The sequence below is a fragment of the Rhodopseudomonas infernalis genome (assembly GCF_022271405.1).
Classification (GTDB): domain Bacteria; phylum Pseudomonadota; class Alphaproteobacteria; order Rhizobiales; family Xanthobacteraceae; genus Rhodopseudomonas; species Rhodopseudomonas infernalis.
Map to the genome: position 1 here is coordinate 101,800 of NZ_JAJNAL010000005.1, position 15,321 is coordinate 117,120.

At 63.4% G+C, this 15,321-nt stretch carries 14 protein-coding genes; 6 read left to right on the forward strand and 8 right to left on the reverse strand.

The annotated features are described in order from the left end of the window. Positions 1 to 13: 13 nt before the first annotated feature. The 4 genes from LPW26_RS05660 to lptF form a co-directional block, all read right to left on the reverse strand. A complete protein-coding gene (locus LPW26_RS05660; protein WP_238733305.1) occupies positions 14 to 970 on the reverse strand; it encodes a peptidylprolyl isomerase in 957 nt (318 codons plus the stop codon). A 62-nt stretch (positions 971 to 1,032) separates the two neighbouring features. After that, positions 1,033 to 3,531 carry an LPS-assembly protein LptD gene (locus LPW26_RS05665; RefSeq protein ID WP_406677083.1) on the reverse strand — a complete coding sequence of 833 codons (2,499 nt, stop codon included), beginning with the start codon at positions 3,529 to 3,531 and terminating at the stop codon, positions 1,033 to 1,035. Between the two features lie 5 nt (positions 3,532 to 3,536). Then, positions 3,537 to 4,622, reverse strand: coding sequence for an LPS export ABC transporter permease LptG (gene lptG / locus LPW26_RS05670; RefSeq protein ID WP_238733307.1), 1,086 nt, complete (start codon positions 4,620 to 4,622; stop codon positions 3,537 to 3,539). A gap of 10 nt (positions 4,623 to 4,632) precedes the next feature. Continuing rightward, complete coding sequence (gene lptF, locus LPW26_RS05675; RefSeq protein ID WP_238733357.1) at positions 4,633 to 5,799, reverse strand: LPS export ABC transporter permease LptF; 1,167 nt, start codon at positions 5,797 to 5,799, stop codon at positions 4,633 to 4,635. Between the two features lie 418 nt (positions 5,800 to 6,217). On the opposite strand from lptF, the gene LPW26_RS05680 reads away from it, so the two are divergent. The 4 genes from LPW26_RS05680 to LPW26_RS05695 all read left to right on the forward strand — a co-directional run bounded on the left by LPW26_RS05680 (position 6,218) and on the right by LPW26_RS05695 (position 9,565). Further along, a complete protein-coding gene (locus LPW26_RS05680; RefSeq protein ID WP_238733308.1) occupies positions 6,218 to 7,720 on the forward strand; it encodes a leucyl aminopeptidase in 1,503 nt (500 codons plus the stop codon). Between the two features lie 11 nt (positions 7,721 to 7,731). Then, positions 7,732 to 8,184 carry a DNA polymerase III subunit chi gene (locus LPW26_RS05685; RefSeq protein ID WP_238733309.1) on the forward strand — a complete coding sequence of 151 codons (453 nt, stop codon included), beginning with the start codon at positions 7,732 to 7,734 and terminating at the stop codon, positions 8,182 to 8,184. A 93-nt stretch (positions 8,185 to 8,277) separates the two neighbouring features. Next, the gene (locus tag LPW26_RS05690) at positions 8,278 to 8,811 is read left to right on the forward strand and encodes a hypothetical protein (protein WP_249785071.1); all 534 of its coding nucleotides are present in this window, start codon (positions 8,278 to 8,280) and stop codon (positions 8,809 to 8,811) included. Positions 8,812 to 9,103: 292 nt separating this feature from the next. Next, positions 9,104 to 9,565, forward strand: coding sequence for a metallophosphoesterase family protein (locus tag LPW26_RS05695; RefSeq protein ID WP_238733311.1), 462 nt, complete (start codon positions 9,104 to 9,106; stop codon positions 9,563 to 9,565). A gap of 120 nt (positions 9,566 to 9,685) precedes the next feature. On the opposite strand, the gene LPW26_RS05700 is transcribed toward LPW26_RS05695, so the two are convergent. Further along, positions 9,686 to 10,429: a class I SAM-dependent methyltransferase gene (locus LPW26_RS05700; protein WP_238733312.1), complete on the reverse strand. Its 744-nt coding sequence runs from the start codon at positions 10,427 to 10,429 to the stop codon at positions 9,686 to 9,688. A gap of 192 nt (positions 10,430 to 10,621) precedes the next feature. Between LPW26_RS05700 and LPW26_RS05705 the strand changes: the two genes are divergently transcribed. After that, on the forward strand, positions 10,622 to 10,966 hold the full coding sequence (locus tag LPW26_RS05705) for a 5-carboxymethyl-2-hydroxymuconate Delta-isomerase (RefSeq protein WP_238733313.1): 345 nt from the start codon (positions 10,622 to 10,624) through the stop codon (positions 10,964 to 10,966). A 112-nt stretch (positions 10,967 to 11,078) separates the two neighbouring features. On the opposite strand, the gene LPW26_RS05710 is transcribed toward LPW26_RS05705, so the two are convergent. From LPW26_RS05710 to LPW26_RS05720, 3 genes are all read right to left on the reverse strand, one after another. After that, complete coding sequence (locus LPW26_RS05710; RefSeq protein WP_238733314.1) at positions 11,079 to 11,585, reverse strand: 2'-5' RNA ligase family protein; 507 nt, start codon at positions 11,583 to 11,585, stop codon at positions 11,079 to 11,081. A gap of 46 nt (positions 11,586 to 11,631) precedes the next feature. Continuing rightward, positions 11,632 to 12,291 (reverse strand): NAD-dependent epimerase/dehydratase family protein, encoded by a 660-nt coding sequence (locus LPW26_RS05715; protein WP_238733315.1) that lies wholly within the window; start codon positions 12,289 to 12,291, stop codon positions 11,632 to 11,634. Positions 12,292 to 12,510: 219 nt separating this feature from the next. Next, the gene (locus LPW26_RS05720) at positions 12,511 to 13,998 is read right to left on the reverse strand and encodes an aminotransferase-like domain-containing protein (protein ID WP_319942161.1); all 1,488 of its coding nucleotides are present in this window, start codon (positions 13,996 to 13,998) and stop codon (positions 12,511 to 12,513) included. Positions 13,999 to 14,124: 126 nt separating this feature from the next. Between LPW26_RS05720 and LPW26_RS05725 the strand changes: the two genes are divergently transcribed. After that, on the forward strand, positions 14,125 to 15,318 hold the full coding sequence (locus tag LPW26_RS05725) for a benzoate/H(+) symporter BenE family transporter (RefSeq protein ID WP_238733317.1): 1,194 nt from the start codon (positions 14,125 to 14,127) through the stop codon (positions 15,316 to 15,318). Positions 15,319 to 15,321 lie beyond the last annotated feature (3 nt).

A 15,321-nucleotide genomic window follows, 5' to 3' on the forward strand; every position in this document is an offset into this window, starting at 1 on the left:
GGCCGCGGTATCGTCAACGGCCGGATCGCCCGGCCTCGGTTCCGCGATACTCGATCATCGCGGCATTGCGCACTTCGCGCAAATAATCCTTCGACTTGGCCTGGAATTTCTCCGCGAACATCTTCTCGCGGATCTCGCGCTTCTTCGGCGTGTCGGCGGTAGTCGGCTTGCGTCCGCACAGCGCCACCATCTCGATGCCCTGACGGGTCGCCTCGGGCGCGGTCAACTGACCGACCGGCGTCTTGTCCAGAATCTCGCGAAGCGCGGGCGGGAGGTCGGCCGAGGTCTTCACCACCGTGCTGCGGATTGCCGTGTTGGGCAGTGCCTTGAAGATCCGGTCGGCATCGGCGCAGCTCTGGACGCGGCCGCGCAGCGACTCGGCCTCCTTGCGCCGGGCCTCCATTGCGCCGCTGTCCGAACTGCGCGACACGATCAGCACGATCGGACGCATCTGATATTCGAAGCTCTCCGCGGTGCCTTTGTCGTCGCTGCCGCCGGCGGCAAGCTTGGCCTGGATGTCTCGCTCGCCGACCAGCAGGCTGTCCTTGAATCGGCCGCGGATCAGGCTGGTCCAGACCATATCGGCCTTGATTTTCGACTTCAGCGTTTCGGGCCGAATACCTTGAGCCGCAAGCATTTTCGTGAGTTGGTCCGACGACATCCGCATCCGCGAGCCCATCGACGCAAACGATGAATCAATGTCGGAATCGCTCGGCGACACGCCGTATTTTTTGCCCTCGCGGACTTTCACCTTTTCATCGATCAGCTCGTCCAGCACCTGCTGCCGGGAGCGCGTCTGATGCGACAGCTTGTCCAGTCTCATGCGTTGTTCGATATCGAAGGTGGTGATCGGCTCGCCGTTGACCATGACGGCAACGCTCTGCGCACGCGCCGCTTCAGATCCACCGCACGCTAGCGCTGCACAGAAAAGCGTGGCGCCGACGATTCGAAAAAGAATGTTCTTCGTCATGGGGTGCGCGGGCCTCCCAGCCGATGCGTTGGTTCGGGGACGGGCGATCAGGGTGCCCGGTGCTATTGGCCGATCAGGCCGTTCGACGCCCCGGATACGCTCTGCTGCATCGCGCTCATACCGAGGGTCCGAAGACCGATCTGCAGCATCACCGAGTGATTGAGCGTCGGTGTGGTTCCGTAGTTGGCGTAGGCGTAACCGGTCACATAGTTCAGCGCGAGGACGAAGCAGTCGTCCACGTAGCCGGCTCCGACGATATACTGGTTGATGCGGTTGGCCTCAAGATCCCAACGGGCACCGCCCGAAACGACCCAGTTCTGCGCCAATTTAATCGAGCCGGTGGTCAGAATACCCTGACGACGCGTCAGGAAGCCGAGTTCCGGCTGAGCCGCGTAGCTGCCGTAGATTGTGCTGACCGACCAGCGATTAAACGACGCAGACGCCTCGGCTTCGAACCGATTGACCGCCCCGGTGGCCTCGTCGATCCGCGCGCGGCTGGTGAACTTGTAGGTCGAGTTCGGCGAATACGACACCCGCGCGACGTAGTCGGAGCGGGCGTTGGCGAGCCCGGAATCGAGGCCCGTGTTGGTGATGTCCTTCACCGCAAACGAGTTCATGCCGAACAGCTGGTAGGACTGGCCGAACAGCACGTTGATCGAGCCGCCGCGGTCGAATTGCGTGGTCGCCTGGATGCCGACATTGGCCCGGCCGCCGCCTTCGACGCGGTCGTAGCCCGAAAATTTGTCGACGCTGAACAGATTGCTGGTGTCGAACACCATGCTCTGCGCGTCTTCGTTCGGCAGCCGGCCCGCATAGGTTTCGTTCGGGCGGATGATGACCTGCGCGATCGGCTCGATCGTCGTGGTACCCCACGGCTGAACGTTGATGAACGGGTAGCGATATTCCATGCCGATCGTCGGCATCACCCGGAACGCCTGGGTGTCGCCGGTCGGTAGATAGTTGGACACGCCCGGCTGGTTCGAGATCGAGGAATCGATCGCGTCGGCGCGCAGCGAGGCGAATGGGGTCCAAATCTGGCCCCAACGATCGGTGAACGAGCGGCGCCATTGTCCTTCGACCGTGGCGCGGGTGTAGGTGCCGGGAATGCCGCGCAGCAGGCAGCTCGACGGCATGCGCGCAGCCGGATCGGCCGAGGTGGTCAGGCACAGACCGGTGGTGTTGGCGATCGTGGTGATCGGATCGAACTGTGCGGTCTGCCGGCTCAGGCTGGTCAGGTTGGTCTTGTAGCTGAACTCGCCGCCGAAGATGTTGTGGTCGAGCGTCTTGTTGTAGTCCAGCACCGGGTGGATGACCGGGATCTGGCCCTGAATGTCCGCAGCCGCCCAGCCGAGATAGTGGATCGCGCGCAGGTCGAAATAGGAGCGGTTGCCGACTCCCGTCAGATAGATCTGCGACGTCGCTTCAGTCGTCTGATTCAGGAAGGTGCCCCAGCTGTCGCGATACTGCGACAGCCGATAGTCCAGAAAGAATGCGCGATCGGACAGCAGCACGCCTTCCCAGCCGAACACCCATTTGTCGTTGAGCGCGAATTCGCCCTTGGTATCGACGCCGCCGCGCAGCGAACGGTTGCCTGGCGCCGAGCCGAATGCATCGGGGTCCAACTGATTGATGCCGTAAGCGCGGATCTGATAGGCGCCGTTCAGCAACTGCTGACGGAATTCGCCCTGCATCAACACGCCTTGCTTGGTGGTCACGCGCGGCGTCAGTGTCACGTCGTAGTCGGGCGCGAGCGCCCAGTAGAACGGGACTTCGAAGCCCATGCCGAAGGTGGTGTTGGTCGAGTAGAACGGCATCAGGAAGCCGGTCTTGCGCTTCACCGTCGGGTCGGGCGTCGAGAAGAACGGCAGATAGGCCATCGGAACGCCGAAGAATTCGAGCTGGGCGTTCTCGAAGTACAGCATCTTGTCGGTCTGATCGTGGATGATCCGAGCGCCCTTGACCTGCCATAGCGGGGGCTTCTTCGGATCGTCCTTACAGGGCGCGCAGGCGGTATACACGCCGTTCTGGAAGACGTTGTAGTCGCCGCCGGTCCGATCGGCGCGCGACGCGGCGATCCGGGTATCCTCGGCGGTGTCGACGCGCAGCGAATCGACGAACCCATCGCGGTAGTCGTCGCTCAGGTCGAGCAGGTTGGCGTAGGTGATCTTGCCGGTTGCGTCCGTCATGCGGACGTTGCCTTCGGCGCGCAGACGCTTGGTGTTCTGATCGTAGACCAGCCGGTCGGCCTCAACGGTGGTGCCGTTGTAGAACATCTGAACGTTGCCGACGGCTGCGACGCGCTTGTTGTTGTAGTCGTAATTGACCTCGGTCGCCTGCACGAGCATCTGCCCGTTGTTCGCAGACTGCGGCGGGCGGGCACGGGGCGGACGCGGATTGTAGGTGTAGCTTTGCGCTTCGGCGGCCGACATCGACGACAGCTCGACTGCTCCGGCGAGTGCCAGAACGGCGAGGGGAATCGCACAGCTTGCCAACAGCGAGCGTTTGCGGCGCAGCAGGGCTCTCCGCAGCTTGGATGGCTTGTCGTGGAGGGCGGCAAACACAGCCACTACCCGTCCTCCTGGTAGAGCAAGGCTAGGAATCCAGCGAGACCGCCCACACACACGGGCAACCACGCCGCAGCGAGGGGATGCATCAATTCAGCCTTGCTCAAATCTTCGGTCACTTTCGACAGGATATAGAGCAGAAAGCCTGCCCCCACGCCACTCAAAACCATCTTTTGCACGCCGCCGAAACGGAAGAATCGCAAGCTCACAGAAGCAGCTAGCATGACCATCGCGGCCAACAAAAACGGCTTTGCCAGAAGCTTATGGTACTGCAGCCGGTACCCGGCTGTGGCAAATCCGGAGCTCTCCGAGGCTTTGATGTACGCCGGAAGTTGCCAAAATGACACACTTTCGGGGGTGGCAAAACTATTGCGGACCTGCGCGAGGGTGAGGGCCGTCGGAAGCCGGAAGGTGTCCTGGATGACGGGAGCGGCGTCCATCGTGTAACGCCGAACGTCTTTCAGCAGCCAGAAGCCTGGTTCGAGAACGGCTTCGCGGGCCTCGATTCGCTCCTTGAACTGGAAGTCGGGCTCGAACCTGAACACGCTGATTCCGGTCAGCACCGCACCCTGCTGCTGGCTGCGTGCGGCGTTGATGATCGACTGGCCTTCCGGGCTGATCTGATTCATCCAGAAGCCACTGGCGTCCTGCAAGCTGCCGGACCCCTGGCCGAACATCTCGGCCTCCATCTGTTTGGAGCGCTCCTGCATGTAGGCGGACATCGGGTTGAACACCGCGCTGGCGAACACGCCGAGCGCGACGGCGCTCCACAGCGCCGGCGAAACAAACTGCCAGGCTGACAGCCCGGCGGCCCTGGCAATGACCAACTCGAGTCGCCGCGATAGCGCCAGATAACAGGTCATGGCGCCGATCAGGATGCAAAACGGCATCAGCCGTTCGAGCAGTTGCGGCACGCGGTAGAACGAGGCCTGCGCAACCGTCAATGCCGACACCGCGAGGCCGCCGGCACGGCGCAGAAGGTCGATGTAGTCGACGAACACCAGCAGCACGAACAATCCGAAGAACACGCCCAGCGCCGACATGACGAAGCGGGCAGCGAGGTAGCGTCCAAGCGTGTTCAACACCATCGCGCGCACCTCAAGCCGGCATCGGACGCCGGAACAGCCGGCGCAGCGACGCATTGAGGGCATTGAGCGCGTCGACGAGTTGTGACGGCGGCTCGATCACGATGTTGAGGCGGATCAGCCAGACGCTGATCGCGATCGCTACGGCGAGCAGCAGATACTGAAGCCCTGCCACGTACGGCGTCTGGTTGGCGATTACAGACAGCGCGAATCCGGCAAGCCGGACCATGAACGCGCAAAGGACTGCGCCGACCATCGAGAAATTGCGGCTTTGCCTCGTGGTCCGGGCCAGACCGAGAAATGCGAAAGTCACGGCTGCAAAAAAGAATGGATAGATCGGTGCCAGCAAGCGGTCGTGCATCTCCGAGCGGAATTGCGTCGGCAACTGCTTGAGCAGCGGATCATTCGGGTCTGGCCATATCAGCTCCCACAGATAGTGCTCGCGAATCCCGTAGGCCACATCGCGCGTGCGCGAGAACTTCGACATGTCGAACGCGTAGCGGCTGAACGCAACCAGCGCAGGCTCCTGCTGGGTGCCCTGGAAACGTTCGAGATGGCCATCGTCGAGCACCAGGAACGAACCGTCCTTATTCTTCACCACCGTTCCGTGGTCGGCAATGATGCTGATCCGATCGTTCGGATCGCGGCGGTCGTCGATGAACACGCCGACCAGCAGCCCGCCGGGCTGCCGCTCCCGCACCCGGATCGTCAGATTCTGCTCGAGCTGCGCGAACCTCCCGGGCTGCAGCACGTTGGCGAGCACGTCGGCGGTGATCTCGCTGTCCCAGCGGGCAATACGGCGCAACCCATCGGGGGCGATGTAGGCTCCGATCAGGATGACGATCGCCGACACCACCATGGTTGCGTAGACGAACGGGCGGAACAGCCGCAGCGGCGACAGCCCGGCGGCGTTCATCACGATGATCTCGGAATCGGTGGCGAGGCGGTTCAGCGTGTGCGCGACCGCGATCATCAACGCCACCGGGGCAATCACCAGAATCAGCACCGGGACAGCGAGGCCGGTCAGGCCCAGAAACGTCAGGATGGTCTGGCCCTGGCTGGTCATCAGGTCGATGCCGCGCAATGCCTGGGTAATCCAGATCACGCCGGTGAGGCTGGCCATCACCACCGCAAACGACGTGAGAGTCGTGCGGAAAATATAGCTATCGATGGAGCCCATCGGCCGGCGAAATCCCCGTGTGCCCTTGGTTCGGCGCCAAGGACCCGAACGGATCCTCCCCATGGCAGCCGACCTGTCGGGCCGTCCCACCGTCGCATTACCATCTATCTGATCTGTCAACAAAATGGCTGGCGAGCGGCGGCTTCTGGACATGGTTAATCTTGCGCAACTGTACCCCGGCGGCCACGTTTTGGCGTACCGAAGCGGTATTTTATGGCTGGGGCGGCTCGAAGCGTCTTGTCCAGCGGCCTGCGTGAACGCGCCACCTGGACCCCGAATCGGATCATCAAACTGGTGCGGATACGACGGCGTGATGCAGATGTCGGCTTGACTTGACGGCGCTGGGCTCCAAAACAGCGGGCTAGCGTCTGTTTCTGCCGGCTCCCGGCAACCCGCCCGCCCACTTGGAGGAATGCCCATGTCCGACGCCGTCAAGGTCGGCTTCGTCCCGTTTTCGGCTGCCGCCCGCGGCACGCTCGTCGTGTTCTGTGACGAGGCGTTGAAGTTCGGATCGGTTGCCAGCAAGGCACTCGGCGATGCCGCCGGCACGATCAAGCGAGCCGCTGCCGCAACCCGGTTCAAGGGCAAGTCGGGCTCGGCTCTGGATCTGCTGGCGCCCGAAGGCCTCAAGGTCGGACGGCTGATCGTGGTCGGCGCAGGCAAGGCGACGGATCTCAAGGAGTTCGACGTGCTCAAGCTGGGCGGCGCCGTCGCCGGCAAGATCGGCGCGGCCGACACCGCCGTGACGGTGATCGCCGAACTGCCGGGCGGCGCGATGAACGCCGACCAGGCGGCTTCGATCGCCTCGGGCATCCTGTTGCGCGCCTATAAATTCGACCGCTACAAGACCAAGAAGAAGGACGACGATCAGGGGCCGGTGAATATCGGCCTGTCGCTTGCTGTGGCGGACGTCGCCGCGACCAAGAAGGCGTACGCATCCGCCGGCGCCGTCGTCGACGGCGTCGTGCTCGCCCGCGAGCTCGTCAACGAGCCGCCGAACGTGCTGTATCCGGATGAGTTCGCCAAGCGCGCGGCGCAGCTCAAGAAACTCGGCGTCGAAGTGCAGATCCTCGACGTGCCGGCGATGACCCGGTTGAAGATGGGCGCGCTGCTCGGCGTGTCGCAGGGGTCGGCGCATGACGGTCGTACCGTGATCATGCGCTGGAACGGCGGCAAGAAGGGCGAGCAGCCGATCGCCTTCGTGGGCAAGGGCGTCTGCTTCGACACCGGCGGCATTTCGATCAAGCCGTCGGCCAGCATGGAAGACATGAAGGGCGACATGGGCGGCGCGGCTTGCGTCGTCGGCCTGATGCACGCGCTGGCGGCGCGCAAGGCCAAGGTCAATGTCGTCGGCGCGATCGGCCTGGTCGAAAACATGCCGGACGGCAACGCGCAGCGGCCGGGCGATATCGTCACCTCGATGTCGGGGCAGACCATCGAGATCATCAACACCGACGCCGAAGGCCGCCTCGTGCTTGCCGACGTGCTTTGGTACGTCGCGCAGAAGCATAAGCCGAAATTCATGGTCGACCTCGCCACGCTGACCGGCGCCATCATGGTGGCGCTCGGCACCGATCACGCCGGGCTGTTCTCCAACAACGACGAACTGGCGCAGCGGCTGACCGATGTCGGCCTGTCGACCGGCGAGAAGGTCTGGCGCATGCCGCTCGGGCCGGAATACGACAAGCAGATCGATTCCCAGTTCGCCGACATGAAGAACACCGGTTCGCGGAACGGCGGCTCGATCACCGCGGCGCAGTTCCTCCAGCGCTTCGTCGACGGCACGCCGTGGGCGCATCTCGACATCGCCGGCACCGCGATGGGCGCGCCGAAGACCGACATCAACCGCAGCTGGGGTTCGGGCTACGGCGTGCGGCTGCTCAACGCGCTCGTGGCGGAGTACTACGAAGCCAAGAAGTAGTTCGGTATGCGATGACCGAAGTGCTCTTCTATCATTTGCAGGGGCGGACCATCGAGCAGGTGCTGCCGCCTCTGCTCGAGAAGTCGTTGGCGCGCGGCTGGCGCGTCGTCGTGCAGGCCGGGTCCGAAGAGCGCGCCGACGCGCTCGACGGCCACCTGTGGACCTATCGCGACGATTCGTTTCTGCCGCACGCCACCTGGCGCGTCGCCGACGCGGCGGAGCAGCCGGTCGTTCTGACCGCAGAAGACAGCAATCCGAACGCCGCGACGGTGCGGTTCCTGCTCGACAATGCCGCGCTGCCGGTCGACGCTGAGAACTACGAGCGCATGGTGTTGCTGTTCGACGGCGGTGACGATGACGCGGTGGCGATGGCGCGCGAGGCGTGGAAGCAATGCAAGGCGAGGGGCTTCGATGCGACTTACTGGCAGGCCGACGCCGAGGGCCGCTGGCAGCGGCGGCAATAGCCGGCGGTCGCCATTAACGATAGTCTGGCGGTTCGTGACCGAGCGCCGCGGCGGTCACGGTCGTGCCGTAAATCGATGCTTGGACAGATGCTTATGCTGCGGGATGGGACACAATCGATCGTGCTAGACAAGCTTTCCTGCCGACCAGTGCTGCTGACGCTGATGCTGGCTGCGCCGCTGCTCTCCGGTTGTTCGAACGCGTCGGACTACTTCTCGCGTGACGCCGAATGGTTCTCGCGACCGGGCCGCGTGTTCATCAAGAATATCTCGATCGAAACTCCGCCGCTGACGCCGGACAAGCCGGTGACGCCTGAGGATATGATCAGCGGGGACGGCACATGTCCCGGCATGGTGCCACCCGGAACCGATCCGGCCGCGGCGGGCGATGCAGCGCCGCGCAGCGGTACGGTGGCGCTCGGTCACACCGAATGCGACGTCGCTCGCGGCCTGGGCGTGCCGGACAATGTCGGTCTGTCGACCAATCCACGCGGCGACCGTGTCGCGGTGCTGACCTATTCGAAGGGCCCGCGCGCCGGCATCTACACCTTCACCGCCGGCCGCCTGACCGACATCGAGCGTGCGCCGCAGCCCGCCGCGCAGCCCAAGCCGACGAGGCGCCGGCATTAACGCGGGCGCGAGCACCCTTGGACCGAGCACATGCCGGAGCTTCGCGCTGTGGGGGCGCCGCGTAGACTTCCGAGGTGGTGAACCAAACCGCGTGCGATTAATTGATCGTTTGAGAGGTAGAGCATGCTCGCCAGCAAGCGATCGACCCGATTACTTGGAATGGCCCAGGCCTTGAGCTGGCTGCGCTCTGGCGCGTCAGGCAAGACGCCGCAGGTTCGGCCGCCCAGCCGGCGCAAGGCGCGCCCCGGCGCCACCGCAGCACGCGCACGGGCCCGCCAGGCCTGACATCCGGATGACGGTGGTCGGCATCATCTCGGATACGCACGGTCTGCTGCGCCCCGAGGCGGTGCGACGACTGACGGGGGTCGACGCCATCATCCACGCCGGCGACATCGGCGACCCCGCGATTATCGAGACCCTGCGCACGCTTGCCCCCGTGACGGCGATCCGCGGCAATATCGACCGCGGCGACTGGGCGCGCGCCTATCGGGAGACCGAACGGGTGGAGATCGCCGGCCGGACGCTCTTCGTGCTGCACGATTTCAAGACCCTCGCCATCGATCCGGAGTCGGACGGCGTCGACGTCGTCGTGTGCGGTCATTCGCATGCGCCAAGGATCGAGACCCAAGGCAGCGTGCTGATCCTCAACCCCGGCAGCGCGGGCCCGCGCCGTTTCAAGCTCCCGGTCACCCTTGCGATGCTGGAACTCGCGGATGGGCAGATGCACGCGGAGATTCATGAGTTGTTGAGGTGAAGCGACCGAACCCTGTGCCTGATGAACGAAAGCTTCGCGTGGGTTGCGGTCGGCCGAAGAGAATGGTCGGCTGATCGGCGATAGGCTCGAAGGCACGATCCCTCTGGTGCGCGGGCTGTTTTATTCAAGGATCGGCAACGGGCCCTTTGTTCCGATGAGGATCTGATTGCATTCGTCGCGGATTCCGTAGTCCATGTTTTCGAATGTCTGCATAACGAACCACAATCCGGACGCGCGCGAAAGCAACGCGGCGATGTCATATCCCCAGTCGATGGTGACCAGAGCTCCTTGTCCGTCTATCGGGTTGCCGTGATACTCCGGCGGCAGGATATGCTCGATCGAACCGTCCTCCGACCGACGAGCTCTCCTCCGGCTGAGGTTGAACCTTCTCACGACAGGAACCGACATGATTGTCGCTCCGCCGTCTCGCAGGGTTCTCGCAATTTCGGCGATCGCTTTGAAAGGATCCATGATGTGTTCGAAGACATCCTGTGTGACCACCAGATCGAAGGATTTGTCATCGAATGTTTGTCGTTCCAGATTTTGAACGATGTAGTTCTTACATGGCAACCTGGTATCAACGATCTCGCCAAGCGGGAGGTTGGGGTCGTACTGTGAAGCCGTATAATTTTTGCATTCCGACACCAGTCGTCGGCTGACAATGTCCCAGCCGGGTGAACTCTCATGAACACGCAGGTCACGCCAGCCCGGACGGAAGCGATTCAATGCAAACCACAGCGCCCTTTGCCGAGGCCCTGATTGGCAATCGCTACAGTGTAAGGATCGGTAAACGTCGGGCGTCTTCATCTGAAAGGTCACTTGCCTTTCGCAGATTGGGCAGAACCCCGGTGTCTGCGGCTGCATGAATCTCCCTTTCGCGCCGATCGAAGATGTTGGCCGTTCAGATCTCGGCAGGCGAACATAAGCCGCTGTGACTATAGTAAGTTCTTTCGACCAGTCCACCGCCGCAATATTCGCGGCGAGGCTTCCCGGCCTTGACCGCGTCCGCGTGAGCGCCAAAGAAGACTTGGCTGTTGTGAAGAATGCAGAGGGACGATGCCGCATCTTGTGATTGACTATTCGGCCGATCATCTCGGCCGGGACCGTATCGCGGTTGTGATGGACGAACTCGCCGCGACCGCCGCGGCGACCGGGGTGATGAACGTGGCCGACATCAAGGTGCGCGCCCGCAGCTTCGACGACTATCTGGTCGCCGGGCGGCGCGACAGCTTCGTCCATCTCGCCGTCTACCTGCTGGCTGGCCGCACGCCGGAGCAGAAGGAGGAGCTCAGCATCGCGCTGCGCAGAACTCTGGTCGAACACTGCGCCGACATCACCAGCATCAGCGTCGACATCCGCGACATGGACCCGATTGCCTACAAGAAGCGGCTGAAAGAGTAGGCGAGCTGGGGCGACGGAGCGGGCCGACGCAGAAAGGTCGCGTGGGTCGGGCGCAGTGGGTGCCCGCGTGGAGCGATGGGTTTCGCTGCGCTCAACTCATCCTACGTTTGGGTCACGCGGGGGCTGTCGCGAACGGCAGCCGTGCGTGCGGTCGCCATGGGCCGCCGAGATATTCCCACACCAGCAGTCCGGAGGCTTCGCCCCGGCGCGCGACGAAGCCGGCGCCGAGCGTGTCGTACAGCGCGCGCGCCAACTCCGGCGGCACCTTGTTCTGGATGGTGACGTGCGGCTGCCAGCTCTGCGCGTCCTGGCGCGTCAGCGTGCCGTCCAGCGCGGCGACGATGCGCGTGCGGAGCTGGGCGAGTTCGGGCGCCTCGGCGGCGACGGCGACGCCGCTGCCGAGGAAGCGGACCCGGTCGAATGTCAGCGCGAGCGGCTGCTGCGGCAACGCGATTGTCCGCAGCCGATCGACCTGCGCGGCGGTCAGCGTGTGAAACAGCGTCAGATGCGCCGGCAGCCAGTTTCGTTCCGCCGGGAAATGCCGGCGCCGCAAGGCGTCGAGCCAGCCGAAGCTGTCGGCGTCGAGTTCGGCGGTGAGGATGAACGTCGTTGGGTGCATGGGAATTTGAAGGCGATGAGTGCCGGTCGGCCCGCGTGGTGCCGGCTCAGTTCGGCAGCAGCGCCATCATCTCCCGCCAGTGATAGATCTGCGGGCTCGGCGCGTCGGTCCGCGCCGCCGCGACCATTGCCCGCGCGACGTCGCCGCCGTCGATGCCGCGAAAGCGATCGGCGGGGCCGGCCAGCAACGGGTTGAGCAGGCGCGCCAAGCCGATATACAGCTGCTCCAGCGGGCGATGCTCACCGCGCTCGCCCATCAGCATTGATGGGCGGAAGATGTGGGTCTGCGGAAAGCCCAGCGCGATGACGTCGCGTTCGGTCTCGCCCTTGGTGCGGAGATAGAACGACCGCGACGATGCGTCGGCGCCCACCGCAGTGACCAGGAACGCCGCATGCGCGCCGTTGCGCCGAGCGATGCGCGTCGCCTCGACCGGATAGTCGTGATCAATCCGGTAGTACGCCGCCTCGTCTGGCGTCTGCTTGCGGGTGGTGCCGAGTGCGACAAACACCTCGTCTGCCTCGAGCTGCGTGGCCAATGCCGGCAGAGTGCCGAGATCGCCGATCAGTACCGTCAGCTTGGGATCGCTCAGCGCCAGCGGCCGCCGTGTTACTGCGATCACCCGCGTGTAGTCGGGGCTGCTGAGCAAGCCGCGCAGCAGCTGCGAGCCGATGAACCCGGTGGCGCCGAAGACGAGCGCGATTGTCATGGCAAGGCGTCGCGGCATGCGGTCATGCCGGGTAGGATCGCATGCGGCACAGGAGAGCGCAACGCTGTCGGTGAGTTAAACGGCGTCACCGGCCGAGCCGCAGGCTCTATCTGCTCTTTCCAACCATCGCCGATCGGCAGCATCTGGCGACGCACGAGATGGATTGTCGCTCGAGCTGCGATCGTTTTCGTGACGGGAGACGAGTAGTCGGTGCCGACGCTATCCTTTTGCGTCTCGGCAGGGAGAGGTGGCCATTTCCCTGACGATCTCCTCGGCGAGCTTGCCGAGCTTCCTGATCGCATTCCTGATTTCCGGCGTCAGCTTTGCGCCAACCGATAAGCGAAAGCAGTGGTCGAAGCGGTTGCTGACAGAAAAGATCGGCCCCGGCGCGATCGAGATCCCCAGCTTGAGAGCGCGTCGATAGAATTCCATCGCATCGAACGGAGGGGGAATTTCGATCCAAAACAAAAACCCGCCCTCCGGGTTCGTGGCCGTGCTTCCGATCGGGAACGTGTCCTTGATCAATTTTCGGACCTGATCACGCTGCCTCAGAAACAAATCCGACAGCCGACTGCAATGTTTCGCGTATCGACGTCCATTCAAATACTCGACCAGTGTGTACTGCGACAGGGTCGAGACGGCAGTCGGACGGCGCAACTGAATGTCCTTGACGACGTCGGCGTGTTTGCCGGGAACGCACCATCCGACCCGCAGGCCTGGTGACAGGATCTTGGAGAAGGAGCCGCAGTAGACCGTATTTCCGTAGAAGTCGAAGCTCGCCAGCGCCTTCACCGGCTTGTTGCGGAAATTGAGGTCGCTGTAGACGTCGTCTTCGATGACGGGGATTGAGCGCTGGTTCATGGCATCCGTGATCGCCCGCAGCGCGTAGGGCTCCATGCAGCAGCCGAATGGATTTTCGAACGTCGGGTTCAGGACGACGGCCTGAACCTTGTTGTCGTCCGCGGCCCTGATCAGTTCATCGACATCGATGCCCGTCGTCGGGTGAGTGGCGATCTCGATCACGTGTAGACCCGCTTCCTGAATCTCCTGAAGAATGCCGAAGAAGGTCGGAGACTCGACAGCGACGGCATCGCCGGGTCTCGTCAGGGCCCGAAGCGCGATCGCCATTGCATCCGTTTCTCCCGCGGTAATCAGGACGTCCGTCTCGGAGACCAATAGTCCGCGGCGTTGCAGGAAGGCCGCCACGGCTCGGCGCAGTTCGGGCACGCCGTGAGGATCGGATGTTTTGTAGATCGACGGGCCATGAACCCTGACAGCCCGCTTCATCGCCTCAGTCAGTTCGGCAGTCGGCAGCAAGTTCTTGGCAACCTCCGCCGCGCCGAAGGCCAGCAGGTCCGATGTGCGGAACGCTTTGAACAGATCCTGGATGAGGTGGTGAACGTCGACGGGGTGCGGACCCTGCGACGACTCGGTCGGACGGGGAATGTCCAGCATGGCCGGCTCGAGGCTGCGCTTCTTGGACCCTGCGGGCCGTCTGACAAAAAATCCCGAGCGTTCGCGGGAATACGCAAGCCCGCGCGCTTCAAGCTCGACCAGCACCCGGACCGCCGTCGATTGCGACGCGCCCTCTGTCGCCATCAACTGGCGGACCGACGGGAGCCGATCTCCGTGTCGGTAGATGTCCATCTCGACCGCCCCGATGAGGCGCTCGAGGATTTTCTCATACCGGTAGGATCGATGCTTCACGACAAACCGATGTCATCTGTGTTCGAATCTTAGATTGAATCTGTGTCTACAAACGACGCGTCACTCACGTCTTACTGGAGGCAACGCGCACGGCGTGAATATGTATTGTTATCAAAGGATTATAGTATGCGTGACTTTTCGGTCTCGGCCGTTGTCGCCGGACTAATCGCCGTTATCATATCTTATGCCGGGCCGTTGGTCATTGTTTTCCAGGCCGCCAATGCGGCGCAATTGCCACCAGAAGTTGTGTCGTCGTGGATCGGTGCGATTTCAATCGGATCGGGCGTCGCCGCGATCGTCATGAGCCTGATCTATCGGGCGCCGTGCATCACGGCATGGTCGACGCCGGGCGCGGCGCTGCTGGTGCTGGCGCTGCCGTCGATACCCTACGCCCAAGCGATCGGGGCGTTCGTCTTTGCTGCGGCCGTCTGCACCTTCCTCGGCTTGTCCGGCTTGTTCGATACGGTGGTCTCCCGCATCCCGAAGGGGATTGCCGCAGCGATGCTGGCCGGCATCCTGTTTCGCTTCGGGGCGGATATCTTCGGAGCGTTCAGCGCCGATCCCATCGGCGTGGGGCTGATGGTGTCCGTGTATCTCATCGCCAAGCGTACAATCCCCCGGTACGCGATCACGGCGGTGCTCTGCACAGGCCTGGCGATTGCGTTCGCCGCAGGTGAGATTCACACGGCCGAGCTGTCCCTCGAGTTTGCGAAGCCGGTCTTCACGGCCCCTGAATTTTCCTGGCAGTCGATCCTCAGTCTCGGCGTGCCGCTCGCGCTGGTGACCTTGACGGGGCAGTTCGTTCCCGGCATCGCGGTGCTGCGGACGTTCGGCTATAAGACGCCCGCCAATCCGCTGGTCTGGATCACGTCCGCGATCTCGCTGGTGATTGCGCCGTTCGGCTCGCACGGCATCAACCTCGCTGCGATCACCGCCGCGATCTGTTCCGGTCCCGAAGCGCATCCGGACCCCCGCAAGCGCTACGTCGCGGGCGTCGCACTGGGCGTATTCTACATCATCGCAGGGATCTTCGGCGCGACGCTGGTCACGATCTTCGCGGCGCTTCCGAAGACGATGATCGCCACACTTGCCGGGCTCGCTTTGCTCGGAGCCATCGCAAGCGGGCTGACCGCGGCGATGGCCGAGGAGAAGGTGCGGGAAAGCGCCTTGATCACGTTCCTCGTGACCGCATCCGGCACCTCGTTCCTCGGGCTGGGGTCTGCATTCTGGGGGCTGATCGTCGGGCTGATCGCTTACCTGGTCTGGAGCGTCTGGCTGATCTCGACAACTCGGGCGCAGCTCGCGCCGGCCAAGGACTAATCC

Coding starts and splice junctions, on each gene's coding strand:
- LPW26_RS05685 (WP_238733309.1), top strand. CDS start 7,732: ATGACCGAAGTGCTCTTCTATCATTTGCAGGGGCGGACCATCGAGCAG.
- LPW26_RS05660 (WP_238733305.1), bottom strand. CDS start 970: ATGACGAAGAACATTCTTTTTCGAATCGTCGGCGCCACGCTTTTCTGT.
- LPW26_RS05705 (WP_238733313.1), top strand. CDS start 10,622: ATGCCGCATCTTGTGATTGACTATTCGGCCGATCATCTCGGCCGGGAC.
- LPW26_RS05690 (WP_249785071.1), top strand. CDS start 8,278: ATGCTGCGGGATGGGACACAATCGATCGTGCTAGACAAGCTTTCCTGC.
- LPW26_RS05725 (WP_238733317.1), top strand. CDS start 14,125: ATGCGTGACTTTTCGGTCTCGGCCGTTGTCGCCGGACTAATCGCCGTT.
- LPW26_RS05680 (WP_238733308.1), top strand. CDS start 6,218: ATGTCCGACGCCGTCAAGGTCGGCTTCGTCCCGTTTTCGGCTGCCGCC.
- LPW26_RS05700 (WP_238733312.1), bottom strand. CDS start 10,429: ATGCAGCCGCAGACACCGGGGTTCTGCCCAATCTGCGAAAGGCAAGTG.
- LPW26_RS05710 (WP_238733314.1), bottom strand. CDS start 11,585: ATGCACCCAACGACGTTCATCCTCACCGCCGAACTCGACGCCGACAGC.
- LPW26_RS05695 (WP_238733311.1), top strand. CDS start 9,104: ATGACGGTGGTCGGCATCATCTCGGATACGCACGGTCTGCTGCGCCCC.
- lptF (WP_238733357.1), bottom strand. CDS start 5,799: ATGGGCTCCATCGATAGCTATATTTTCCGCACGACTCTCACGTCGTTT.
- lptG (WP_238733307.1), bottom strand. CDS start 4,622: ATGGTGTTGAACACGCTTGGACGCTACCTCGCTGCCCGCTTCGTCATG.
- LPW26_RS05715 (WP_238733315.1), bottom strand. CDS start 12,291: ATGACAATCGCGCTCGTCTTCGGCGCCACCGGGTTCATCGGCTCGCAG.